The organism is Maribacter sp. ACAM166 (genome assembly GCF_005771495.1).
Classification (GTDB): domain Bacteria; phylum Bacteroidota; class Bacteroidia; order Flavobacteriales; family Flavobacteriaceae; genus Maribacter.
This window is the reverse complement of record NZ_VAUW01000001.1, coordinates 233,871-257,887: the sequence shown is the minus strand read 5'-3', so window position 1 is coordinate 257,887 and position 24,017 is coordinate 233,871. Positions and strand designations below refer to the sequence as shown.

General features: G+C 36.2%; 22 protein-coding genes. 15 read left to right on the top strand and 7 right to left on the bottom strand.

Annotated features, from left to right (window positions below; genetic code table 11):
• The first annotated feature begins 85 nt into the window (after positions 1-85).
• A complete protein-coding gene (locus ES765_RS01095) occupies positions 86-3,226 on the top strand; it encodes a WD40/YVTN/BNR-like repeat-containing protein (protein WP_138110744.1) in 3,141 nt (1,046 codons plus the stop codon).
• 54 nt (positions 3,227-3,280) lie between these two features.
• Here the strand turns inward: ES765_RS01095 and ES765_RS01090 are convergent, their stop codons facing one another.
• Positions 3,281-4,549, bottom strand: coding sequence for an LVIVD repeat-containing protein (locus ES765_RS01090; protein ID WP_138110743.1), 1,269 nt, complete (start codon positions 4,547-4,549; stop codon positions 3,281-3,283).
• A 903-nt stretch (positions 4,550-5,452) separates the two neighbouring features.
• On the opposite strand from ES765_RS01090, the gene miaB reads away from it, so the two are divergent.
• From miaB to ES765_RS22520, 11 genes are all read left to right on the top strand, one after another.
• Positions 5,453-6,898 (top strand): tRNA (N6-isopentenyl adenosine(37)-C2)-methylthiotransferase MiaB, encoded by a 1,446-nt coding sequence (gene miaB, locus ES765_RS01085; RefSeq protein ID WP_138110742.1) that lies wholly within the window; start codon positions 5,453-5,455, stop codon positions 6,896-6,898.
• Between the two features lie 21 nt (positions 6,899-6,919).
• Complete coding sequence (locus ES765_RS01080; protein WP_138110741.1) at positions 6,920-8,206, top strand: sigma-54 interaction domain-containing protein; 1,287 nt, start codon at positions 6,920-6,922, stop codon at positions 8,204-8,206.
• A gap of 22 nt (positions 8,207-8,228) precedes the next feature.
• Positions 8,229-8,750 (top strand): LptE family protein, encoded by a 522-nt coding sequence (locus ES765_RS01075; protein ID WP_138110740.1) that lies wholly within the window; start codon positions 8,229-8,231, stop codon positions 8,748-8,750.
• A 5-nt stretch (positions 8,751-8,755) separates the two neighbouring features.
• Positions 8,756-9,634, top strand: coding sequence for a hypothetical protein (locus tag ES765_RS01070; protein WP_138110739.1), 879 nt, complete (start codon positions 8,756-8,758; stop codon positions 9,632-9,634).
• Positions 9,631-9,990 carry a preprotein translocase subunit SecG gene (gene secG, locus ES765_RS01065; protein ID WP_138110738.1) on the top strand — a complete coding sequence of 120 codons (360 nt, stop codon included), beginning with the start codon at positions 9,631-9,633 and terminating at the stop codon, positions 9,988-9,990. The genes ES765_RS01070 and secG overlap by 4 nt, the downstream gene beginning before the upstream one ends.
• A 142-nt stretch (positions 9,991-10,132) precedes the next feature.
• The gene (groES, locus tag ES765_RS01060; RefSeq protein ID WP_138110737.1) at positions 10,133-10,411 is read left to right on the top strand and encodes a co-chaperone GroES; all 279 of its coding nucleotides are present in this window, start codon (positions 10,133-10,135) and stop codon (positions 10,409-10,411) included.
• Positions 10,412-10,524: 113 nt separating this feature from the next.
• The gene (gene groL, locus ES765_RS01055) at positions 10,525-12,159 is read left to right on the top strand and encodes a chaperonin GroEL (protein ID WP_138110735.1); all 1,635 of its coding nucleotides are present in this window, start codon (positions 10,525-10,527) and stop codon (positions 12,157-12,159) included.
• 423 nt (positions 12,160-12,582) lie between these two features.
• Positions 12,583-13,536, top strand: a complete 954-nt coding sequence (locus ES765_RS01050; protein ID WP_138110733.1) for a hypothetical protein — start codon at positions 12,583-12,585, stop codon at positions 13,534-13,536.
• Positions 13,467-14,237, top strand: coding sequence for a hypothetical protein (locus ES765_RS01045; RefSeq protein WP_138110731.1), 771 nt, complete (start codon positions 13,467-13,469; stop codon positions 14,235-14,237). The genes ES765_RS01050 and ES765_RS01045 overlap by 70 nt, the downstream gene beginning before the upstream one ends.
• Positions 14,238-14,249: 12 nt before the next feature.
• Complete coding sequence (locus tag ES765_RS01040; protein WP_138110729.1) at positions 14,250-14,624, top strand: hypothetical protein; 375 nt, start codon at positions 14,250-14,252, stop codon at positions 14,622-14,624.
• A 117-nt stretch (positions 14,625-14,741) separates the two neighbouring features.
• Positions 14,742-14,867 (top strand): hypothetical protein, encoded by a 126-nt coding sequence (locus ES765_RS22520; RefSeq protein WP_262710646.1) that lies wholly within the window; start codon positions 14,742-14,744, stop codon positions 14,865-14,867.
• Positions 14,868-14,986: 119 nt separating this feature from the next.
• Here the strand turns inward: ES765_RS22520 and ES765_RS01035 are convergent, their stop codons facing one another.
• The 6 genes from ES765_RS01035 to ES765_RS01010 all read right to left on the bottom strand — a co-directional run bounded on the left by ES765_RS01035 (position 14,987) and on the right by ES765_RS01010 (position 20,725).
• The gene (locus tag ES765_RS01035) at positions 14,987-15,349 is read right to left on the bottom strand and encodes a heavy-metal-associated domain-containing protein (protein ID WP_138110727.1); all 363 of its coding nucleotides are present in this window, start codon (positions 15,347-15,349) and stop codon (positions 14,987-14,989) included.
• A 17-nt stretch (positions 15,350-15,366) separates the two neighbouring features.
• Positions 15,367-17,655: a TonB-dependent receptor gene (locus ES765_RS01030; RefSeq protein WP_138110725.1), complete on the bottom strand. Its 2,289-nt coding sequence runs from the start codon at positions 17,653-17,655 to the stop codon at positions 15,367-15,369.
• A gap of 330 nt (positions 17,656-17,985) precedes the next feature.
• Positions 17,986-18,837, bottom strand: coding sequence for an NHL repeat-containing protein (locus tag ES765_RS01025; protein WP_138110723.1), 852 nt, complete (start codon positions 18,835-18,837; stop codon positions 17,986-17,988).
• 2 nt (positions 18,838-18,839) lie between these two features.
• A complete protein-coding gene (locus ES765_RS01020; RefSeq protein WP_249356172.1) occupies positions 18,840-19,469 on the bottom strand; it encodes a heavy-metal-associated domain-containing protein in 630 nt (209 codons plus the stop codon).
• 9 nt (positions 19,470-19,478) lie between these two features.
• On the bottom strand, positions 19,479-20,249 hold the full coding sequence (locus ES765_RS01015) for a hypothetical protein (RefSeq protein WP_138110721.1): 771 nt from the start codon (positions 20,247-20,249) through the stop codon (positions 19,479-19,481).
• Positions 20,250-20,311: 62 nt separating this feature from the next.
• Positions 20,312-20,725, bottom strand: coding sequence for an HYC_CC_PP family protein (locus ES765_RS01010; protein WP_249356171.1), 414 nt, complete (start codon positions 20,723-20,725; stop codon positions 20,312-20,314).
• A gap of 129 nt (positions 20,726-20,854) precedes the next feature.
• Between ES765_RS01010 and ES765_RS01005 the strand changes: the two genes are divergently transcribed.
• The 3 genes from ES765_RS01005 to ES765_RS00995 all read left to right on the top strand — a co-directional run bounded on the left by ES765_RS01005 (position 20,855) and on the right by ES765_RS00995 (position 24,013).
• Positions 20,855-21,304: a GAF domain-containing protein gene (locus tag ES765_RS01005; protein WP_138110719.1), complete on the top strand. Its 450-nt coding sequence runs from the start codon at positions 20,855-20,857 to the stop codon at positions 21,302-21,304.
• 91 nt (positions 21,305-21,395) lie between these two features.
• Positions 21,396-22,928, top strand: coding sequence for a bifunctional phosphoribosylaminoimidazolecarboxamide formyltransferase/IMP cyclohydrolase (gene purH, locus ES765_RS01000; RefSeq protein WP_138110717.1), 1,533 nt, complete (start codon positions 21,396-21,398; stop codon positions 22,926-22,928).
• A 56-nt stretch (positions 22,929-22,984) separates the two neighbouring features.
• Positions 22,985-24,013, top strand: a complete 1,029-nt coding sequence (locus tag ES765_RS00995) for a rod shape-determining protein (RefSeq protein WP_138110715.1) — start codon at positions 22,985-22,987, stop codon at positions 24,011-24,013.
• The last annotated feature ends 4 nt before the right edge of the window (positions 24,014-24,017 follow it).

The following is a 24,017-nucleotide window of genomic DNA, read 5'->3' as shown; positions in this document are numbered from 1 at the left end:
GAAATCAAAAAGTTTATCAAAGTCCGTTTCCAATGCGTATTAAATAGTTCTATTTTTAAGGAAAATAACTCAAAGCACTCCTATAATGAAGAAACTCTACTTCTCTATTCTAATCGCATTTCTCTTCTTACAACCGTTCCAAGATATTGAGGCTCAGCGAAAAAAAAACACTATTAGCTATAACGACTCATTATATAATGGAATGGAATATCGCTCTATCGGGCCTTTTCGAGGCGGCAGGGCAGGTACGGTTGCCGGTGTGGCAAACAACCCAAATCTCTATTACATGGGCACTGCTGGTGGTGGTGTTTGGAAAACAACCGATGCAGGAAATACTTGGCAATGTATTTCTGATGGTTTTTTTGGTGGTTCTATTGGCGCTGTGGCAGTATCGGAGTCTGACCCAAATATCATTTATGTTGGTGAAGGTGAACAGACATTACGTGGTAATGTATCTTCTGGGAAAGGAATATGGAAAAGTATGGATGCAGGGGAGACATGGAAATTCATAGGCCTAAAGGATTCTGAACATATTGCTCGAATACGAATACACCCTGAAAATCCTAATTTAGTGTATGTAGCGGCCATTGGTAATTTATGGAAGCCCAACGAGACCAGAGGTGTTTTTCGTTCCAAAGATGGTGGTGATACTTGGGAAAAGGTGCTTTATGTAAGTGATAAAGCAGGTGCTGGAGATTTAATTCTTGACCCTAACAACAGTAGAATACTATATGCTACGACTTGGGAAATGAGTAGGAATGGTTATCGAATGGATAGTGGCGGACCAGATAGTAAACTCTTTAAAAGTACTGACGGTGGCGACACTTGGAAGGATATTTCAACACATTCTGGCCTACCTAAATCTCCTTGGGGCATCGTTGGTATTACGGTATCTCCTTTAGATTCTAATCGTATTTGGGCGCTTATTGAAGCAGATAATGGTGGCTTGTTCAGATCCGATGATGCCGGTGTTACCTGGAAAAAAATAAATGAAAATAGGGCATTGCGCCAACGTGCATGGTATTACACAAGAATTTATGCGGATACTGAAAATATTGATAAACTTTATGTCATGAATGTGAGTTATGGTGTTTCTACGGATGGAGGAAAATCATTCACATTAAAAAACGCCCCTCATGGTGACCATCATGATTTATGGATAGACCCCAACAACAATAACCGTATGGTAATTGCAGATGATGGTGGCGCTCAAATTTCAAATGATGGTGGAAACAACTGGACTACCTATTACAATCAACCCACTGCGCAATTTTATCGCATAGCAACAGATAGTATTTTCCCTTATCGTATTTATGGTGCACAACAAGACAATTCTGCCATACGAATTTCAAGTAGAACGTCTGGAGAATCTATTACTGAACGTGACTGGGAACCTACTGCTGGTGGAGAAAGTGCACATTTAGCACCAGACCCTAAAAATAATGAAATTGTATATGGCGGCACTTTCAAAGGCTACATGAACCGACTAGACCACACTACAGGTCAAGCAAGATCTACAAATGTCTGGCCAGATAATCCTGCAGGTTCTGGTGCAGAAATTATGAAATACCGGTTTAATTGGAACTACCCTGTATTATTTAGTAGGCATGATTCCAATAAACTTTACGCAGGTTCCAACTTTTTGCATGTTACCACCGATGAAGGTCAATCGTGGAAAACAATTTCTCCCGATTTAACGAGAAGCTTACCTGAAACCATTAAATCGTCTGGCGGACCTATAACCCAAGACAATACGGGAGCAGAGTTTTATTCAAATATTTTCGTGGTTTCAGAATCAATTTTAGAAAAAGATGTAATCTGGACAGGTAGTGATGATGGTTTAATTCATGTTACCAGAGATAATGGAACTACGTGGGATAATGTGACCCCACCATCCTCAATGTCTCCAAAATTAAATATGATTAATTCCATAGACCCTAGTCCATTTGACAAAGGAACAGTCTACGTGGCTGCTACAGCGTATAAATTTGGAGATTATACGCCCTATTTATACAAAACCAATGACTACGGAAAAACATGGACGTTAATCACGAACGGTATTAAGGATACTGATTACACTAGGGTGATTAGAACAGATCTTGTGCGTGAAGGACTTTTATATGCCGGAACGGAATGGGGCATGTATGTTTCATTCGATGATGGTAAATCTTGGGCGCCTTTTCAATTAAATCTTCCGATTACCGCTATACGTGATTTACAGGTTAGAGATAATGATTTAATCGTAGCGACCCATGGTAGAAGTTTTTGGATTATCGATGACCTAACTCCGTTGCATCAATTATCTACAGAAGTAGCTACTAGTGATTTTCATTTGTACAAACCTGACGCTTCCTATAGAATGCATCAATCTGGCGGATGGTCAGAGCCTAACCTCAAGTTGGTGGGTGAGAATCATCCAGATGGAGCTATTATAAATTTCTACTTAGATAAATTTCAAAAAAAGGATACGGTTCATCTTGATATTTTAGAAGAAGATGGCACCTTGGTACAACGTTTTTCAACAAGTGCTAAAGAAAATAAATTAAATCCTGAAGCAGCTAAGCCACTAACCGTGAAATCCGGTGGAAACAATATGGTTTGGGATTTGCGTTACCCAGGGTTCAAAACATTTGAGGGCATGATTTTTTATTCGTCACCTAACACTGGCCCTAAAGCAATTCCTGGAAATTACAACGTTAAACTAACTGTAAATAGTGTATCCCAAGAACAGAAATTTAACATCGTAAAAGACCCTAGGCTGCCTAATTCTCAAAAGGATTATCAAGACCAGTTCGATTTTTTAGTTGACGTTCGTGACCAAGTTAGCAAGGCTAATGAAGCTATTATTAAAATAAGAAGTATTCAAAAAGATTTAAAATATCTTAAAGAAAAAACTAAAGACAATGCAGCTATTCAAAAACTGATAGCTGATTATGAAACTGAACTTTCGGTCATAGAGAACAATATTCATATGACTAAAAACCAAAGCAGGCAAGACCCGCTCAATTATGGTATTCGCATAAATAACAGGCTGGCTTTTCTTTTAGCAGATTCACAAAGGGGCGACTACCCTCCTACCCAACAAGCCCAACAGTTTTTCAAAGAAGTCGTTAAAGAATTACATGTAGAAACCGATAAATTGAATACGCTTGTAGCAAAACAGACGACAATCGTAAATACAAAAGTGGCCCAAGACGATATTAAGATGATATCCTCAGAACAGTAGTTCATTAAAAAAAGGGGAAGCTAAAATTAGCTTCCCTTTTTTTTAATTTTAATTTTACAATTTAAAAGTACTCAAAAGCTGTAAATCGTTCTCTACATATTCATATTGATAGAGCGTTCGATCACCTATCATCAAAAGTGATGAAGCTAATGGAATTACATCGTAAGCAACAATGTTCTCAAAATTATTAATCAAAATTAAGTTAGGTGCATTGCTCTTATCGTAAACTTTCAAGCCTGCATCGCCATCGCATATAAAAAGCTGATTACCTTTTACCCCTAAACCATTTGGACCATTCATAGGATAAATAACTTTGAGTTCTGGATTTTTCAAATTTGAAATATCGATAACATAAAGTCCGCTTTCGGTGTTACCACAAAAACCACCTCCTTGTAAAGTGACATACGCATAATTACCAGCTACCACTACAGGGTCACAGGCAGTACCGTGTCTAAATTCTGATATGAATTTTGGTTTTTCTGGATTTTTAATATCATAAATATACATTCCCTGTCTTCCTCCAATAAATAAAATATCACCTTGATTATAAATAGTTTCTATATCCCAAGCCACTTGTACATCTTCTAGAATTTTTGGCTCTTCTAAATTTGAAATATCAAAAATGCTGATATCGCTATAATCCACTACATATAGATAATCTCCTATTATTTTGAATCGGGCCAAAGATCCGCCCTGCCCTACTGAAGGTTGTGGAGTACCCTCGAAATTTTCCAAACTATTAAACGTGTCGCACGAATTACAATTAAACTGTGCCTCATAGTCTGACAGGGGTCTTCTTTCTGTTTTTACTTCCCAGCCAATTACGATATCCTTGTCATAATCAATATCATCGTATTCGTAAATATCAGCTTGTGGAAATTCTATGCTTGAAAGCCACATATCATTAGTATAAATCGCATTTACTATCCGATTAGATAGTGTGATGTTATCGATATCGGAAATATCAAAAACAACCAGATCACCATAACTATCTGCATACAGTTTATCGTCTTTTATAGAAATATCATAATTACCTTCAAGTTTAATAAAAGCGATACTTTTTGGCGCTGAGGGAGTTCGATTGTCAATGACATGAAAACCAAGGTCAACATCATTTACAAAAATATAATTTTGGTAAGTGTATATTTTTCCGGATGATACAACTGGCACTGGGTCTAAGATGTCGATGGCCTCAGCTTTAAACGTAACAGCATTAATTACAATCGGTCGCGCTACCAAATAGTCATCGTATGGACCATCGTTATCACAGGAAACAAAAGCCGACAAAACTATGCTTACTAACAAAAAAACGCTCCTTCTCATCGTTGTACAATTTAATTGGTTGTAACAATCAGATGAGAAAAAATGTTTTTAGTTGCGTTGGTATACGTGAAAAATACTATTCTTCTACATTGATCCGTACACCATCTTTATAAATATTAAGTAGGCCGACACGTTACTTAGCATCGCGTAAAAGGACTCCTATTCTATAGAAAAACAACCCTAGCTCAGCTACGTATATCAAACCGAAAATTATTACCAGTTATTATTTCCAAGTGGAAAAAAGTTGTTTTTAAAATTTCCAAAGCTCAAAGCTCTTCCGAAAAGCAAAAAACAAAGGATTTAATGAAAAAGGATTATCACATTACAGAGACCCACCCTAGAGGCTAACAAGCCTACAACAGCAATACCAAACATATAGAGAGCCCAAATAATCTATCTTCCCTACAAAATAAAAAATAATTATCATTCGACTCTTTGTCTATATTCTTCTACTTACAGATTTTTAAGAACGCCGAATTAAGGGCCAAACCAAATGTAGTAACCCCAATTGCAAAAACCGGAGACAAAACACCATGGCAATAGCAACCATTGGTAGCAATTCGTTAGTTCGAATAGCTCCTATAAATAAAACACCAGATGCAATCACAGGAATTTAAAGAATATTATAAAAAGGGAGAAATCGTATCGATGGTAAATACTACGATAATTATACATTGCAACCATACTTTCTTATCTAATTCAATAGATATGCTTAATATGCTTCCGAAAGCTAAATCTGGTTTTAATTTAATTCGTTGGATACTGTTTTCTAAATGAATTGTAATAATTGGTTAAACGGTCAAAGCCTAAAAATACCCTAAATAATCATGTCAACTTGTCATATTTTTGATTATAGTGGTATCTTCGCCAACCGAATATTTTTTGAAAAGTAAATGAAGGATAATGGAGAAAACCATAGATGAAAACGTGCAGGGCACAACTTTGGCTAATGAAACAAAAAAAGCTAATAAACGCAATCTTTTTATAGAGAGTTATGGTTGCGCAATGAATTTTGCCGACAGCGAAATTGTTGCATCGATATTAGCAAAAGAAGGCTTCAATACTACCCAGATTTTGGAAGAGGCCGATTTGGTGCTTGTGAATACTTGTTCTATTAGAGACAAAGCTGAACAGACCATTCGCAAACGGTTAACCGAATACAACAAAGTAAAGAAAACAAGGCCTCATTTAAAAGTAGGAGTATTAGGCTGCATGGCTGAACGTCTGAAAGACAAGTTGTTGGATGAGGAAAAGATAGTGGATATGGTCGTTGGTCCAGATGCGTATAAAGATTTACCCAACCTAATAAAAGAAGTGGATTCTGGCAGAGACGCTGTTAATGTCATTTTATCCAAAGATGAAACATATGGCGATATTGCTCCTGTAAGATTGAATACTAATGGTGTTACTGCATTTGTTTCTATAACCAGAGGTTGTGACAATATGTGCACTTTTTGTGTGGTTCCATTTACTAGAGGCCGAGAACGTAGCCGAGACCCGCAATCAGTCTTATCAGAAGTTAATGAACTTTGGCAAACTGGCTTTAAGGAAATCACCTTACTAGGTCAAAATGTTGATAGCTACTTATGGTATGGAGGGGGACTCAAGAAAAATTTTGATAGTGCTTCTGAAATGCAGAAAGCAATGGCTACAAATTTTTCAAAACTTTTGGAGATGGTGGCATTGGCGCATCCCAAAATGAGAATTCGATTTTCAACTTCAAATCCGCAGGATATGACTCTGGATGTCATTGAAACCATGGCCAAGCATAAAAATATATGCAACCATATTCACCTACCTGTACAGAGTGGAAGCAACCGTATCTTGAAGGAAATGAACAGGCTGCATACCATTGAAAAGTATTTTGAACTGATTGAGAACATTAGACAAATACTACCTGATTGTGCAATTTCTCAAGATATCATTACTGGTTTTCCTACTGAAACTGAAGAGGATCACGCTGCTACCTTAAAGGCCCTAGAATATGTGAAATATGATTTTGGGTATATGTATGCATATTCCGAAAGACCAGGCACATTGGCAGGAAGAAAAATGGAAGATGACGTTCCTGAACTTATTAAGAAAAGACGTTTATCAGAAATAATAGCACTTCAAAGAGAACATTGTCAATTTAGAACAGAAAAGCACCTAGGTAAAATACAAGAAGTTTTAATTGAAGGAACTTCTAAAAAATCGGAAAACGAATGGATGGGTAGAAATTCACAAAGTACCGTCGTTGTATTTCCAAAAGAAAATTATAAAGTTGGAGACTTTGTAAACGTAAAAATAAACGATTGTACTTCTGCAACCTTAAAAGGTACCGCAGTTGAATATTCTGTTAATAATTAACTTATATAGTAGCCATTTTATATGGAAAGCATACAAAGCATAAAACAACGTTTTGAAATCATAGGGCAAGATCCAAAACTCAACCGAGCATTGGAAAAGGCTATGCAAGTTGCCGTAACCGATATTTCGGTTTTGGTTACCGGTGAAAGTGGGGTGGGTAAAGAATCTATACCAAAAATTATTCACGCCTTATCCCATAGAAAACATGCGAAATACATCGCTGTAAATTGTGGCGCCATACCCGAAGGCACGATTGATAGTGAACTTTTTGGTCACGAAAAAGGCGCGTTTACAGGAGCCACACAAACTAGAAGTGGGTATTTTGAAGTCGCCGATGGCGGTACTATTTTTTTAGATGAAGTAGGTGAGCTACCCCTAACCACTCAAGTACGTTTATTGCGTGTTTTGGAAAATGGTGAATTTCTAAAAGTAGGTTCTTCACAAGTTCAAAAAACAGATATTCGTATCGTTGCCGCCACCAATGTAAATATGTTTGAGGCAATAAAAAAAGAGCGTTTTCGTGAAGATCTTTATTATCGTTTGAGTACGATAGAAATCAACATCCCACCATTGAGGGAACGTAAAGAAGATGTTCATTTGCTTTTTAGAAAATTCGCATCAGATTTTAGTCAGAAATATAAAATGCCTACTATTAGGTTAGATGACGAAGCTGTTTCACTTCTTATAAAATACAGATGGCCAGGTAACATCCGCCAGCTAAGAAATATAGCGGAACAAATTTCGGTACTGGAAGAAAATAGGTCGATATCTGCAGCCACATTAAATGGCTATATACCAAATAATACTACAAACAATTTACCGGCGGTTGTATCAAATAAAAAATCTGAAGGTGATTTCAGTAATGAACGGGAAATTCTGTACAAGGTTTTGTTCGACATGAAAGGGGATTTGAACGACCTTAAAAAATTGACTATGGAGCTCTTAAAAAATAACGATTCACAAAAGGTTCAAAAGGATAATGAAAACCTGATTCGTAAAATATATGGAAAAGAAGATGAGGAAGACGCTGAAATGGATCAAGACACGCAAGAAGAACCTAATATAAACCTATTGCATTTACCAGAACCCAAAAAGGAAGAGGCGTCACACATACATGATTCTTACGAGGACAAGTACCATTTTGCCGAAGAAATCCAAGAAGAAGAAACCCTATCTTTACAGGAGAAAGAAGTTGAATTGATAAAAAAATCTTTAGAACGTAATCGAGGAAAAAGGAAAGCTGCCGCTGCAGAATTAGGTATTTCAGAGCGCACGCTCTACCGGAAAATCAAACAATACGACCTTTAAATAAAAAATGAACTTCATTTCAATGAAATACATTAAAAAATCAGCACTCTACATGCTACCAATACTACTACTTATGGGTTGTGGTATTTACAATTTTACAGGGGGAAATGTTGGCGAAGCCAAAACATTTCAAGTCAACTACTTTCAGAATTACGCAACACAGAGTCCAGGTTCTACATTTGAACCTGGGGTAGATAGAGATTTTACCTTAGCATTACAAGACAGAATATTGAACCAGACCAGTTTAGACCTGATAAATTCAGGTAATCCTGATTTATTATATGAAGGTGAAATAACTGAATATAAGATTTCGCCTATGTCTGCTACCGCCCAACAGACTGCTGCTGAAAATAGGTTATCAATACGCGTAAAAGTTCGATTTTATAACCGCCTTAAAGAAGATGCGGCTTTTGACCAAAGCTTTTCTTTCTTTTATGACTATCCGGCAGACGTTCAATTATCCGCAATAAAAAGTGAAGCACACGAAATTATTTTTGAACGACTCACACAAGATATTTTCAATGCCTCACTAGCAGATTGGTAAATCAAATGAACGTTAAGGACTTTATATATTTTCTAGAAAACCCTACCAAAGTGGTAGAGCCTATACATACAAAACACCTAGAAGATATTATTACCGAATACCCTTATTTTCAAGCAGCAAGGGCTTTGCATTTAAAAGGTCTTAAAAACTTAAATAGCTACAAATACAATAAAGCACTTAAGACAACTGCAGCCTTTACCACAGATCGTGATGTACTTTTTGATTTTATCACCTCTAAAGATTTTTTGCATTATGATGGTTCAGAAAAAACAATTGATGAAAGCATCCAGCCTAAGGAAGGCAATGTTGACAATGAAACAGTTTCATTAATTGAGGCATCTGCAGACAAGCCGTTACCACAAGATAAGGATGACGCTGAACATATTCTAGATCCAGAATTATTTCAATCAAAGCACGCTACATCATCCAAAGAAGAGGAGACTTTGGAGTTAGGAAAACCACTCACCTTTGACACCAAAGAGAAATATTCATTTTCAGAATGGCTTAGCCTTGCATCAAATAGTCCAGCAGAGAAAACACCCGCTAAAGCTGAAGTAGAGAAGAAAAACAATCTGAAAGCTTCTACAAAAATGGATTCGGCAAAAAAGAATAAATTTGACCGTATTGACAAGTTTATAGCCAATAACCCTAAAATAGTTCCCACAGAACAAAAGAATACAAGCACCGATATTTCAAGTTCTACCGAAATCAACAAAAATGAATTAATGACAGAAACCCTTGCAAGGGTTTATTTAGAGCAAAAAAAGTACAATAAGGCTATACAAGCATTCAAAATTTTAAGTTTGAAATATCCGGAAAAAAGTGGTTTCTTTGCAGACCGAATTAAGGCAGTAGAAAAAATTCAAAAAGATAATAAAGAATGAGTACATTTTCAATATTTTTAATACTTATCATCGTCGTTTGCTTATTGTTAGTCTTAGTGATTATGGTACAGAACCCCAAGGGTGGCGGACTTTCTTCTTCTTTTGGTGGTGGAGGTACCCAAGTTGCAGGCGGAGTTAAAAAAACTGGTGACTTTTTAGATAAAAGCACTTGGACTTTAGCTGGACTATTAATCGTATTAATCTTAACATCTAATATTGCCCTTAAAGGTAATAATGGTGCTCAAGATTCTAAATTACTTCAAGGTGACGATATTGAAACTACGGTTCCAGAGACATTACCAGAAGAGTTTACACCACCTGTAACCAACGAAACAACACCTTCGGATAGTTTATAAAAAATTTCAAAATAATTATTAAAATGCCAGCTTATGACAAGCTGGCATTTTTCGTTTATAATTTGTCAGGTATTAGGCAATGGCATAATTTCTGCCGGTAGTATTTTAATAAACTTAAAAATCAATTTAAAATTTAATAATTATGGCTAAAGTTAATATCAAACCATTGGCAGACCGAGTTCTTATTGAGCCAATGGCGGCTGAAACTAAAACTGCGTCTGGACTTTACATTCCCGATACTGCGAAAGAGAAACCACAGAAAGGAAAAGTTGTTGCTGTGGGTCCTGGAACAAAAGATGACAAAGTTACCGTTAAGGTTGGTGATACCGTTCTTTATGGAAAATATTCCGGAACAGAATTAAAGCTGGAAGGCACAGATTACTTGATGATGAGAGAAAGTGATATTCTTGCTATTATTTAAATAGCTCATAGCAATGGACGATAGTTCGCTGCAAGTAAGATTTCGAATAACATACAATTAAATCCTTTTTTGATACTAGCAAAAAGGTGTAACTAAACAAAAAATATATAGAAATGGCAAAACAAATAAAATTTGATATTGATGCAAGAGACGGCCTTAAAAGAGGTGTTGATGCATTGGCAAATGCTGTAAAAGTCACATTAGGCCCTAGAGGTAGAAATGTAATAATAAGCAAATCTTTTGGTGCTCCACAGGTAACTAAAGATGGTGTTACTGTTGCAAAAGAAATAGAATTATCCGACCCCTTAGAAAATATGGGTGCGCAGATGGTGAAGGAAGTTGCATCCAAAACCAATGATTTGGCAGGTGACGGTACGACAACTGCGACCGTATTGGCACAAGCAATCGTAAAAGAAGGCTTAAAGAACGTTGCAGCCGGTGCAAATCCAATGGATTTAAAACGAGGTATTGATAAGGCAGTTGAAGCAATCGTTGCGGATTTGGCCAAACAAGCTAAAAAAGTTGGAGATTCTTCAGAGAAAATTAAGCAAGTTGCTTCTATATCCTCTAACAACGACGAAACAATTGGTGAATTGATTGCACAAGCTTTCAGTAAAGTTGGAAAAGAGGGTGTTATCACTGTAGAAGAAGCCAAAGGTACCGAAACATACGTTGACGTTGTAGAAGGTATGCAGTTTGACAGAGGATATCTTTCTCCATATTTTGTTACCGATTCAGAAAAAATGGTATCAGAATTAGAAAGTCCATACATCTTATTGTTCGACAAGAAAATTTCTTCAATGAAAGATTTGCTACCTGTATTGGAGCCAGTTGCTCAATCAGGAAAACCACTTTTAATTATTGCTGAAGATGTTGACGGCGAGGCGTTGGCTACTTTAGTAGTAAACAAATTAAGAGGTTCTTTAAAAATTGCTGCTGTTAAGGCACCAGGTTTTGGTGACCGCAGAAAAGCAATGTTAGAAGATATTGCAATTTTAACTGGTGGTACTGTTATTTCTGAAGAAAGAGGATTCTCTTTAGATAATACTACTCTTGACATGTTAGGTACTTGTGAAAAAGTACAAATCGATAAAGACAACACGACAATTGTAAATGGCGGTGGAGTTGCGAAAGACATCAAAACAAGAGTCAATCAGATAAAATCTCAAATTGAGACTACTACATCTGACTATGATAAAGAAAAACTTCAAGAACGTTTAGCCAAATTGGCTGGTGGTGTTGCCGTACTTTATGTAGGTGCTGCTTCAGAAGTTGAAATGAAAGAGAAAAAAGACCGTGTTGATGATGCTTTGCATGCCACAAGAGCTGCTGTTGAAGAAGGTATCGTTGCTGGTGGTGGTGTTGCATTTTTAAGAGCTAAAGCGGTTCTTTCTAAAGTAGCTACTGAGAACGAAGATGAAGCAACAGGTTTACAAATCGTTGCCCGTGCCATCGAAGCTCCTTTAAGAACTATTGTTTCAAACGCAGGTGGTGAAGGTTCTGTAGTAATTGCAAAAATACTTGAAGGTAAAGGTGATTTTGGTTACGATGCAAAATCAGAAACATATGTTGAAATGATCAAAGCTGGAATTATCGATCCTGCGAAAGTAACTAGAGTAGCATTGGAAAATGCAGCTTCTGTTGCTGGTATGATTTTGACTACCGAATGTGCTTTGGTAGACATTAAAGAAGATGCTCCTGCTGGCCCACCAATGGGTGGAGGCGGCGGAATGCCAGGCATGATGTAGGTCGACAGCGTCGACGGGCTATTATTAGTTTATTCGCTGTTAATATTAAAACCGCTCTTGATTACTCAAGAGCGGTTTTTTTATGCGCTATTAATTCTCATATTTAAAAATCAAAATTTTCTTTATGGCTGCCGTTTACCGTAAGACATATTTAACCATAGTTTTGTCTTTATTACTTTGTTACCATCTTTTAGGACAATAGTACTCAAAAAAATAGTTTTATATTTAAATAAGAGCACCTTCATCAGTGGAGAAAGCATTCAATACAGCAGTTATCTTTTGTGTATAAAATCATACGAACTTTCCACTGACTCAGAGTATATTAATATTCATCTTTTAGATTCGCAAGGAAATATAATAGAGGACAGGGTGACCATATCAACTAATGGCTTAGGCTCAGGAGGGTTCATTTAGAATATAGAAATGAAATCTGGTCGATATTACCTTCAGGCATACACTGAGGAAATGAACAGCCTGAATAAAGACTATTCCTCTGTATACCCAATTTCAATAATCAATATCGATTCAAGACTTTTTTCTACGCTATCGGACTCCTCCACGATTAAAATAGAGTTCTTTCCCGAGGGTGGTAATTTAGTAGAAGGCATATTCAATTCTTGCGTAATGCAAATTAGAGATATCTTCAACAAACCTTTGCAGGTAGATTCATTAATACTATCCAATATAAAAGATCTCAAGAGACAGCCAATTAAAATCAACAAAATGGGACTGGGTAAATTTTCATTGGTTCCAGACAAAGATGTCAACTTTATTGTTACTGCTTTTCATCGTGGAAAATACATCTCTATTCCGTTAATAAGGGTACATGAAATAGGCTATGTACTTATGGCAAGCACCAATCATGAAAAAAAAGAAATAGCTATTTCAATAAGAACGAACGAGGCCACCGATAATCTTATAGAATCAGACCCCATTTCATTACTTGTGGATACCAGAAATAAAACGACTTTATTAGAAATACCCATAGTGTTGACCGAACTTAAAAAAGAATTTCTACTACCCTATATGAAATTTAAAAATGGCATCAACACTATTTCTCTTTTGGGTAAAAATGATTCTGCTCTGGCTTCTAGAAGTGTCTTTGTCTTAAAAGACCAACACAAGACCCTGCCACAAATAACCTATGTTAAACGGGAAAATGATTCTCTGACGATACGTATCAAGACTACAATAAGAGAGGAAGAAAACTTTAAGCCCAGCATTAGCCTATCTGTTCTTCCTGAGAAAAGCGTGTCACAAGCCAATCACTTTTCCATTAATTCCAACGACACAAAAAATAGTATTTTTTGGGGCAAAATATTCTCCGTGACCCAAACTCCAAACTACTTAACGACAAGCTCTATCTTACCGATTTAAGCTTACATACAAACCGAACCGATTTCCCTACTTACGACAAAGAAAATTCGAGTGAACATCAAAATTTATCATCTATAAATGGTTACGTCAACCTTTTTAAAACTGAAAATGATTCTTTGACGATAATGTTATATTCATCAGACAATGAACTTTTTGAAACTACATCATTGCTAACAGATAAAAAATTTCTGTTCAAAAATGTACCGCTAAAAAACAATAGCTCAATTTCGTTAACCGTACTGGACAGAAAAGGAGAAGCTATATATGCTAATTTTTTCTTTACCGTTCAACCGTTTCAAGGAAAATACAACTACAATTATAGCACTTCTAAAGACCAAATAAGTACCGTGCGATTAGACTCAATCGAAAACCCGCTTCCTCCCATATCAAAAGAGATTAAATTGGACGAGGTGATGGTGGTAAAGAACAGACTTAAACATGCTAAATTCTTCGGTGAGTTCAATGGTCGTAAAGTTGATAGCACCATGTACAATTTTAATACCCTTGGAAACTATATGAAACTATTTGGCTTAAAAAGTCGATTTGTCCCTACAAGTACTTCTTCTTCAGCTGACGTCAGGAGAGACGGATCAGAACAATTATGCAAAATAATCAGCTATGATATGCGAACTGGCGAACCTATATATGCATACCCGAGCTTAGTCTTTAATGGTGTTTTTACCGAGTATGTCATGGACTAAACCGAAACCAGAATGGAGTTTATTGATGAAATCTATTATCTCAAAAGAAAAAAAGGAGATCCCGGTCATTTCGTAGTCTTTACCAATGAAAAATATTTAAAAAGACCACTTGCCGAGAGTGACAAAAATAGCAAAGAATTTACAATTACCCAGGGATATGACGGACCAACAAAATTCGTTAGACCTTTTTACACTTCCTTTGACAATATTAGCTACCAAAAGTGCGGTGTAATTGGGTGGTTTCCATATTTGACACCAGACAAAAACGGCATCATAACTTTCAAGGTGCCAGAATACGGACAAAAAGAACTAAACCTTCAGCTTGTTGGCGCTACGCAGAATGGGACACTTTTTAATCAAAATATACTTTGTACAATTCCTGATTAAGTATAGGAACAAATTCTGTAAAAAAATAAAGTTATCAAGTAGCTAGTTCGGTGATTAAAACAAAAAACCACCTTCTTTTTATAAAAGGTGGTTTTCATGTCCAAGTGGTAACTGTCTATGCGTAGGCTATTACCAAACTACTTCTTTGTAGGAGCAGTCTTTGGAGCCGCCTTTTTACCAGCTTTTGCTGGAGAAGGCTTTGCTGCTGATTTTGCTTGTGCCATTAGTATCGAATTTAAATAAATATAAGCTAATATATTACAGATTTTGATTCGTGATAATCGTATTGGCAAAAGATTAACCAAAAATTTTAAAACAATTTTTAGCCTTAAGATACACTCAATTAATAGTAGGTATGTAGGCTACATTTTATGGTTTACACCATCATCTGAATTATCTTCTCTATACCTACAGCAAGGGTGAACACCTCCATAAGCTTCCTCTGTAGCCTTTAACTCTTTAGTATCATGACCAACAGCAACAATAGCTGTTTTAATCTTCATAGCATCTGTCTTGCGCTCATCCATAATAACTGATAATTGATGTGTAGGAATATCCCATGAGGCATATTTTACTCCTTTCACATTCAAAGCGGCCTTTTCTATACGCATTTTGCACATGGAACATTTACCGTTCACATCAAAGTTCATTTTTTTATTCTTATCCTGAGCAAATGTTATTACTGCAATAAACATCATTGCAATTGTTAGAATCGTTGTTTTCATAGGTATACGTTTATTAATCATAAAATTTTAAATCTAAATCCGCCATAAAACATTCTCCCCATTATTGGCGCATACACAATGGTAGTATCAAAATTAGGACCAAAAGGATTATTCGCACCTAAAACAGGGTTATTTTGCTGTACACCCGTTAGATTTTCTCCTCCTATATATACTTCAAAGGTATTGGAAAAAACTTTTGTCATCTGAGCATTCATTAAGCTATATGGCGAAGAATACTCGCCCAATTGATATTGTGTTGAATTAGAACTGGTATCAGGTAACCTCATTTTCCCTAAACTGTGTAACGTATAATCGAATTTCCACTGCGCACCATTATCCTTAGCCTTCGTATCATATCCTAAATTAACAAAAAAGCGATGTTGTGCCTGTAATGGCTTTTGTAGACTCCCGCTTCTATAATCTGTAGATACATCATAAAACTTATATGCTGTCCTAAAATTTAAGCGGGACAATACCTCATAATTCATTTCTATTTGAAAACTTTGGGCACCACTCTCCCCTTCTAGGTTATAAAATGAAACTTCTTGTGGGTTTTCCCAATCAACAACAATCTGATTTTTAAAATCAGTTACATAATAATCTGCAGAAATATCGCCCTTTCGATTTAAAAAATTAAAACCTTGTAAAAAACTGACTCCATAATTCCATGCATCTTCGGGCTCTAATCCATAAACACTACCCGTTGTATTCACTATTTTAATTTCTCTTGCAGAAGCAAAAAGTTGTTGGTTTTCGGCAAAGATATTGGCCGCTCTCTTTCCTCTACCAAACGATCCGCGCAAACTACCCTTTTCCCATGGTGTATAACGAATATGAAAACGTGGTGTCACAAAAGTTCCTAATCGATTATGATTATCAACACGAAGACCAGCGGTAAGACTCACTTTCTCCAAATTCTCATAACTATACTCAATAAAAGCCCCAACAGAGGTATCTTCTCTAGAATAATCTGTCGTTGTAACTACCTCATCATATCCATCATAGGCAAATGATAGTCCCGTTTTAAATTTGTTTCTCGTATCGCCAATAATCGAATTAAAAAGTAGACTCGTAAAAATACTTTCATGGTTTATGTCATAGGTTCTAACACCAAAATATGAATCTTGTTTGTGCAAACTATAGGCAGTCTGAAATCCGAAACTTTGAAAGGGTAATTCCGGAAAAACATAACCCAATTTTAACGAAGTATCAAAACGACGTGTATTTATTTCACTACCCCACACTTCGGCTACACCCAGTACAGGAGCTTCGGGTATACTCGGTGTTCGTCGATTATTATCGACTCTATCTGTTTCTGGGTTGAAATTAGTTTGTCCAACTTGTTTCTCATCATTCAAAAACCGAACATTAAAAAAACTAACCCATCCTTTTTCAGGGTTTTGGTACTGCCAACGATTCATTACATTTATTTGGCCTGCCAGAGGTGCATCTAAAAAACCATCCTTATTACTATCTTCTTTCTGAGTTCTCTTATTCCCATGAATATAAAGTCCGGTACTTAACTTATCAGTCAGCTTTTTATTAAAATGGGTGTTGACCTCGTAGCGTCCATTTTCATTCGCATACCCATTTACGAAAATGGCATTATCTGTAAGTGGTTTTACCAGCTCAGTATTTATCTGACCTGAAATACTCTCATAACCATTTACTACACTACCTGCCCCTTTAGTTATTTGAATACTCTCTATCCACGTACCAGGAGTGAACGTTAAACCGTAGGCTTGGGAAGCACCCCGAACCATAGGGATGTTCTCTTGAGTAATCAACAAATACGGACTTGTCAAACCCAGCATCTGAATTTGTTTTGTACCCGTTAATCCATCGGAAAGATTTACATCTATTGATGGATTCGTCTCGAAGCTTTCTGCCAAATTGCAGCACGCTGCCTTTAATAATTCTGCACTATTTACAGTGATTACATTTTGCGGACTAAAATAGGTTTTTTGTACGGCATCTTTCTTTTGACTAACGACCACCTCATCCAATTCATTGGATGGCTTTAATCCCAACCGAAGTGTCTTTGGCTTATTTATCGTTAACGTATCAGATTCATACCCAACATAACTAACTATTAGTCTATTGAATTCCTTTTCAAAAGGGATAGAAAATTTTCCATCAATATTAGTAACCACTCCTAACTGAGAATCCATCCAATACACATTGGCACCTGGAAGTCCCATGACATTTGAATCACCTTCTTCAAAAATCAACCCTTCAACTTTTTCCTGAGACCAGACCAACCAAGGCACTAGCGTTAAAAAAATTCCTATTATAAATTTGTTCATCTAAATTTTTTATTCAATTCTTATTAGTCAATTTTTGCCGCACGCCAACGCAATGCGTTCGCAATTACCGACACAGAACTATAACTCATGGCCAATGCAGCAACAACCTGATTCATATTGAACTATTTCAGGGTGCGTCGGGCAGGTATATTCCTGGTCGCTACCAATAAAGACATTCGCCTCTTCTACTAAATTGATTCCGTAAACTTGGTAATCACCAAGTTCGGTATAGGTTTCATTCTTTGCATTATAATTATAACAATAATCTAATAAATTAGGAACGCAACAAGAACCCCACACTAGTATCAGCATTAAGACACGACAATGGAATTACTGCTTTTTCTGAGCTACCTCTTGTTTTTCAAAAAGATTGAGTTTTCCATTCTTATAATTTATGACATAAAGCATTTCATCTTTAATCATTACATCCGTAGGTTTTTCAATTTGGTTTTTCAAGGTCTGACGTAGATTCCCGTTTTTGTCAAAAATCAAAATTCGATTATTTTCAAAATCGCTTATATATACTTCATCCTCTGAAACAAAAATACCTGTTGCTGCGTTCATTTTTTGGTCATGCCCCATCATTTGAAGAAATATCCCTTTTTTATCAAAAACCTGAATTCTGTTATTATAGGCATCTGCTACCCAAATTTCATCCTTTGTAATTTGAACATCGGTAGGATAATAAAATTCACCTTCAGCTTTTCCTTCCTTTCCAAAAGAAATCCATTCGGACCCATTAAAATAAAGAATCCTATTATTATAGAAATCAGCTATTGCCTTTTCTTTCTTAAATACAGAAATACTGGCTGGGGCATCAAGACTATCTGCAGGATAGTCAAAGACGGGTAGCTGACTTTGCGGATTCGAAGGATTATAATTGAAAATTTCATCAGTGCCATACAGTGGAACAAACAAAACTCCTTCGGATGCATCAATATGCATTGGTCTATCTAACGAATCTAATGTTTGAATAATTATACCTTCAGAATCAATCTTAATTAAACGGTTATGATCACCATCAGAAATCCATATATCGCCATTCAATTGGGTAATACCAATAGGATTAACTCCTTCTAATTTGATGGTTTTAGATAAGACCCATTCTTTCGGAAGTTCTTGTTGTTCTTTACACGCAGATGCTACAAGTAACACAAAAAGAATATAAATACTGTTCTTCATAATTAGCAGCTTAAACGTTCATATTTACAACATGCAGGAAGATTACCGTAGTCATCTGTATGTGCTTCATGGTTTTTAGTATCATGACCAGCAACCGCTATCTCCTTTTCAATTTCCTCTAAAGAAGTTAAGCCAGCATCAAATGACACGTTCATAATTTTTGTATCCTTATCCCATGTAACGTTCGAAACTCCACTTACTGACCCTGCAGCCTTGGTTATTCTGGCTTCACACATGGCACAATTACCGGCAACCATTACATTTTTACTCACGGTACCTTCGGTTTTTTTTGCCATTTCTTTAGTAGAGGATTCCTCAACTTTACCGTTGGCACGTTCAACCTTAGCCGACATTGGTGTGTATCCAGCTTTTTCAACTTGTTTTTCAACATCATTCATAGACAACGCTTTATCTGACGGATAACTAAAACTAAAGTCTCCTGTTTCGATATCAATTTTTACATCTTTTATCCCCTTAAATTCCTTAAACTTTTTCTCAAGTCCGTAAGCACAAAAAGGACATCCTAGCCCATCTACTTGTACCATAAAGTTATCTCTACCATCTTGAGCTACTGTAGGAAAAACTACCATTAGTGTTAAAAACACTGTTGTGATTATTGATTTTTTCATCATTATAAATTTTTAAAAAGAATATCTAGAACCTAAGAATAGGCTGTATTTTAATTTTCTATCGGCATCCATATCATTCACTAAAGGCACCTGAACCGCAAGATCAAAAGTGACGTTCTTTCTTGCATATTGAATTCCTTGAGCATACAAAAGCTGATACCAATCCCTTTCTACCAACCACGTGTTGGTATATTCAAAATAGAGGTTCACCTGTTTGTTTGGATATTGCGGTTTTAATAGAGGAAGTCCAAGACCTATCTTATGCGTTAATGCATCTAAGCTACCATCAGGAACCCAATTATAACCGAGCTCATTAGAAATACCATATTTCAATGACTCATACCCTGCAACGATACCATAATACCCTGCATATTTTCCGGTACTTAATTCCATTACATCCAACTCCTTGCCTGTTGGAAGCGTCTGTAGCGTTTTTGCAACCATTCTAAATGTCTTACCCGTACCGTCCTTTCTAAAGAATTGATATTTTCCAATAATCTTGATATCTGCCAAGCTACTACCGCTTGCCCCATTTTTGATATCATACTTAATGTACGGGAATTGTATTGCTACTGAAGTATTGGGAGTAAGAATATAATCAAGCATAATTGGAACGTAGCTAAAATCACCCATTTCGGTATGCCGTATTTCTATTAATGAATTAACGGTATAACTACCGCTACCCAACATTATAGGTTTATCAGCGGTGATTGGCGGACCTTGGGCCTCAACAAATCGCACCCCAGATACGATCATGGCTAAAAGCCACACTATATTTTTCATTGAATTTAAATTTGATTAAAAAATGTATAAACGCACAAAAACGACGTACTACAAGGTTTTAATCAAATCAAAAAAAACTGGTGAAGAATATTCAAATCCTCTGCCAATAAAGGCGGTGGATAGAAATTAATAACGATATTCTTTTCAACAGTTTCTTGAAACAACCCCAAATAAGAAGTTGTAAAAGAGATTAAAAATACCTGTTGAGAGAAATCAAAAGTGGGAATATTAAGATTTAAGTTATCTTGACCTTGCATGGTAAAAGATTCATTAGCACAACAGTGATTTTCATCTTGAATAGAATCACCTAACAATGCTAAACCGGCTTCCATGCCACAGTCCTCTGCGCTGTCAAACCAAGCGATATCCAAAACCCGCCCCATACACAAATGCTTCTCAACTGTCCAAGATATAGTGGACAACAACAACAGCAATGCCATTGAAACAGAAAATGATTTTAGAAGCAAATTTTTCATCGGCGCCAAGATACAAAATATTAGATTCTATCATTTTAAGAGCTCATATTCTTAACGAATATTTAAGTACAACCTATTGTAAATATTGGTTTTAAAGATCATTTTTGCACCTCTTCTAAAATAATAGAAATGTTTGATGTTCTACGCCCCCTTGTGAGTTCTATAATTGATTCGAATAATTCTTCTGATGTTAAAATGCAGGACATTTGTGAGCTTATAAAAGCTGAAGTTCCACATTACGACTGGGTGGGTTTTTATTTTAAAAACGGTGATAAAAGAGAACTAAAACTAGGTGCGTATGCCGGGGAGCCTACAGACCACAACATCATCCCATTTGGAAAAGGTATTTGTGGCCAAGTTGCAGAAAGTAATCAAAATTTTATTGTGCCTGATGTTAAGGCTCAGGATAATTATATTGCCTGTAGCATCACAGTAAAAGCTGAAATTGTAATACCCTTATTTATGAACGAAGAAAATATAGGGCAAATAGACATTGATTCTAACACAGCAAATCCTTTCACCAAGGACGATGAACACTTTTTAGAATTCGTAAATTCCGAAGTAGCCAAAATTCTTTAAAACTTTAGGAAATTTATTGATAATCTGAGGTATTTCCTAGCCGTAAAAAATCTACTTTTGTCTGCTTATTTAAAATCTTAAGCATCCTACAATGAGCAGTGTAAAAAAAGCGTCTTCAGCCTTAATCTCAGTTTTCCACAAAGATGGCCTAGAACCAATAGTTAAGAAATTTCAAGAACTAGGCATTACTATATATTCTACCGGTGGTACTGAAAAATTCATTACCGATTTAGGTATTGACGTTGTTCCTGTTGAAGATGTAACTAGTTACCCTTCTATTCTTGGAGGAAGAGTCAAAACATTACACCCAAAGGTATTTGGAGGAATTTTGAACAGACAGGACAATGAAAGCGATGTAGCTCAATTGGCAGAATTTGATATACCTCAAATAGATATCGTCATCGTTGACTTGTATCCTTTCGAAAAAACAGTGGCTAGTGGTGCTTCTGAACAAGATATCATTGAAAAAATAGATATAGGTGGTATTTCACTTATCCGTGCTGCTGCAAAAAATTATAAAGATGTTACCTGCGTTTCTTCCATGGAAGATTATGCTGATTTTCTCGCGGTTATTACCGAAAATAATGGTGAAATCAGTTTAGAAGATAGAAAGCGTTTTGCTGCAAAATCATTTAATGTTTCCTCTCATTACGATTCTGCTATTTTCAATTACTTTAATAAAAACCATGATATTGCTACTTTAAAAATTAGCGAAACCTCTGGTAAAGTTTTGCGTTATGGTGAGAATCCGCATCAAAAAGGATTCTTTTTTGGAGATTTTGATGCTATGTTCTCCAAATTACACGGCAAAGAACTATCCTACAACAACTTATTAGATGTTGATGCGGCAGTCAACCTAATGCTTGAATTTAAAAATGACAGTCCGACATTCGCAATTCTTAAGCATAATAACGCTTGTGGCCTTGCACAACGAAATAATTTACATCAAGCGTATGTAGATGCTTTGGCAGGAGACCCCGTTTCAGCATTTGGCGGAGTGCTTATTAGCAATAAGGAAATCGATAAAGCTACTGCCGAAGAAATACACAAATTATTTTGTGAAGTAGTAATTGCACCTAGCTATAATGCTGAAGCACTAGAAATTTTAAAGGGCAAGAAAAATAGGATTATCCTGATTCAGAACGAGGTAGAAATGCCAGAAATGTTGGTAAGAACTTGTTTGAACGGAATGCTACTACAAGATAGAGACCACAAAACAGATGCACTTGGTGATTTGTCGTATGCTACAAATAATAAACCATCAGAAGATGAACTTGATGATTTGCTATTTGCATCCAAACTTTGCAAGCATACAAAATCAAATACCATTGTATTGACAAAGAACAAACAACTTTGTGCTAGCGGAACAGGTCAAACCTCTAGAGTAGATGCTTTGAACCAAGCCATACACAAGGCACAATCTTTTAATTTTGATTTAAATGGTGCCGTTTTGGCTAGTGATGCATTTTTCCCATTTCCTGATTGTGTAGAGATTGCAGGCAAGGCTGGTATCACCAGTGTGATACAACCAGGTGGTTCTATTAAAGACCAATTAAGTATCGATTATTGTAATGAAAATGAAATTTCGATGGTGATGACCGGCACACGTCATTTCAAACATTAATTTCATTACTTTTGACGATAAAATACACCCTTTTATCTAAAATATAAATATCACATATGGGATTTTTTGATTTCTTGACCGAGGAAATAGCTATAGATTTAGGTACAGCGAACACGCTTATTATTCATAATGATAAGGTTGTAGTCGATAGTCCATCTATTGTTGCTAGAGATAGAATTAGCGGAAAAATTATTGCCGTTGGCAAGGAAGCCAGCATGATGCAAGGAAAAACCCATGAAAACATAAAGACAATTAGACCATTAAAAGATGGTGTAATTGCAGATTTTGATGCTTCTGAGAAAATGCTAATGATGTTCATTAAAAACATTCCGGCATTAAAGAAAAAGTGGTTCCCACCAGCATTAAGATTAGTCATCTGCATCCCTTCGGGTATTACCGAAGTAGAAATGAGGGCCGTAAAAGAATCTGCAGAACGAGTAAACGGTAAGGAAGTATATCTAATTCATGAACCTATGGCTGCGGCAATAGGTATTGGTTTAGACATTATGCAACCTAAAGGAAATATGATTGTTGATATAGGAGGTGGTACTACTGAAATTGCTGTAATAGCGTTAGGCGGTATCGTATGTGATAAATCAGTGAAAATTGCAGGTGATGTATTCACTAATGATATTATCTATTACATGCGTACCCAGCACAATCTATATGTTGGTGAAACTACGGCTGAATCAATAAAGATTGAAATTGGATCAGCTACAGAAGACTTACAGTCACCACCAGATGAAAAATCTGTACAGGGGCGTGATTTATTGACAGGTAAACCTAAACAAGTACAAATTTCATATCGAGAAATAGCAAAAGCTTTGGACAAATCGATTCTTCGCGTTGAAGATGCGGTAATGGAAACATTATCACAGACACCACCAGAGTTGGCTGCAGACATCTACAATACAGGTATTTATTTGGCCGGTGGAGGTTCGATGTTGCGCGGATTGGATAGAAGACTGTCACAAAAAACAGACTTACCTGTATATATTGCAGAAGATCCATTACGTGCCGTAGTACGTGGAACAGGTATTGCATTAAAAAATCTAGAACGATATAAGAGCATATTGATTAAGTAAGAAT

Coding starts and splice junctions, on each gene's coding strand:
- groES (WP_138110737.1), top strand. CDS start 10,133: ATGGCTAAAGTTAATATCAAACCATTGGCAGACCGAGTTCTTATTGAG.
- ES765_RS01030 (WP_138110725.1), bottom strand. CDS start 17,655: ATGAACAAATTTATAATAGGAATTTTTTTAACGCTAGTGCCTTGGTTG.
- ES765_RS01090 (WP_138110743.1), bottom strand. CDS start 4,549: ATGAGAAGGAGCGTTTTTTTGTTAGTAAGCATAGTTTTGTCGGCTTTT.
- ES765_RS01025 (WP_138110723.1), bottom strand. CDS start 18,837: ATGAAGAACAGTATTTATATTCTTTTTGTGTTACTTGTAGCATCTGCG.
- ES765_RS01070 (WP_138110739.1), top strand. CDS start 8,756: ATGAACGTTAAGGACTTTATATATTTTCTAGAAAACCCTACCAAAGTG.
- ES765_RS01015 (WP_138110721.1), bottom strand. CDS start 20,249: ATGAAAAATATAGTGTGGCTTTTAGCCATGATCGTATCTGGGGTGCGA.
- ES765_RS01035 (WP_138110727.1), bottom strand. CDS start 15,349: ATGAAAACAACGATTCTAACAATTGCAATGATGTTTATTGCAGTAATA.
- ES765_RS00995 (WP_138110715.1), top strand. CDS start 22,985: ATGGGATTTTTTGATTTCTTGACCGAGGAAATAGCTATAGATTTAGGT.
- secG (WP_138110738.1), top strand. CDS start 9,631: ATGAGTACATTTTCAATATTTTTAATACTTATCATCGTCGTTTGCTTA.
- ES765_RS01080 (WP_138110741.1), top strand. CDS start 6,920: ATGGAAAGCATACAAAGCATAAAACAACGTTTTGAAATCATAGGGCAA.
- ES765_RS01005 (WP_138110719.1), top strand. CDS start 20,855: ATGTTTGATGTTCTACGCCCCCTTGTGAGTTCTATAATTGATTCGAAT.
- ES765_RS01040 (WP_138110729.1), top strand. CDS start 14,250: ATGGAGTTTATTGATGAAATCTATTATCTCAAAAGAAAAAAAGGAGAT.
- ES765_RS01020 (WP_249356172.1), bottom strand. CDS start 19,469: ATGATGAAAAAATCAATAATCACAACAGTGTTTTTAACACTAATGGTA.
- ES765_RS01010 (WP_249356171.1), bottom strand. CDS start 20,725: ATGAAAAATTTGCTTCTAAAATCATTTTCTGTTTCAATGGCATTGCTG.
- ES765_RS01095 (WP_138110744.1), top strand. CDS start 86: ATGAAGAAACTCTACTTCTCTATTCTAATCGCATTTCTCTTCTTACAA.
- ES765_RS01050 (WP_138110733.1), top strand. CDS start 12,583: ATGAAATCTGGTCGATATTACCTTCAGGCATACACTGAGGAAATGAAC.
- groL (WP_138110735.1), top strand. CDS start 10,525: ATGGCAAAACAAATAAAATTTGATATTGATGCAAGAGACGGCCTTAAA.
- purH (WP_138110717.1), top strand. CDS start 21,396: ATGAGCAGTGTAAAAAAAGCGTCTTCAGCCTTAATCTCAGTTTTCCAC.
- miaB (WP_138110742.1), top strand. CDS start 5,453: ATGGAGAAAACCATAGATGAAAACGTGCAGGGCACAACTTTGGCTAAT.
- ES765_RS01075 (WP_138110740.1), top strand. CDS start 8,229: ATGAAATACATTAAAAAATCAGCACTCTACATGCTACCAATACTACTA.
- ES765_RS22520 (WP_262710646.1), top strand. CDS start 14,742: ATGCGTAGGCTATTACCAAACTACTTCTTTGTAGGAGCAGTCTTTGGA.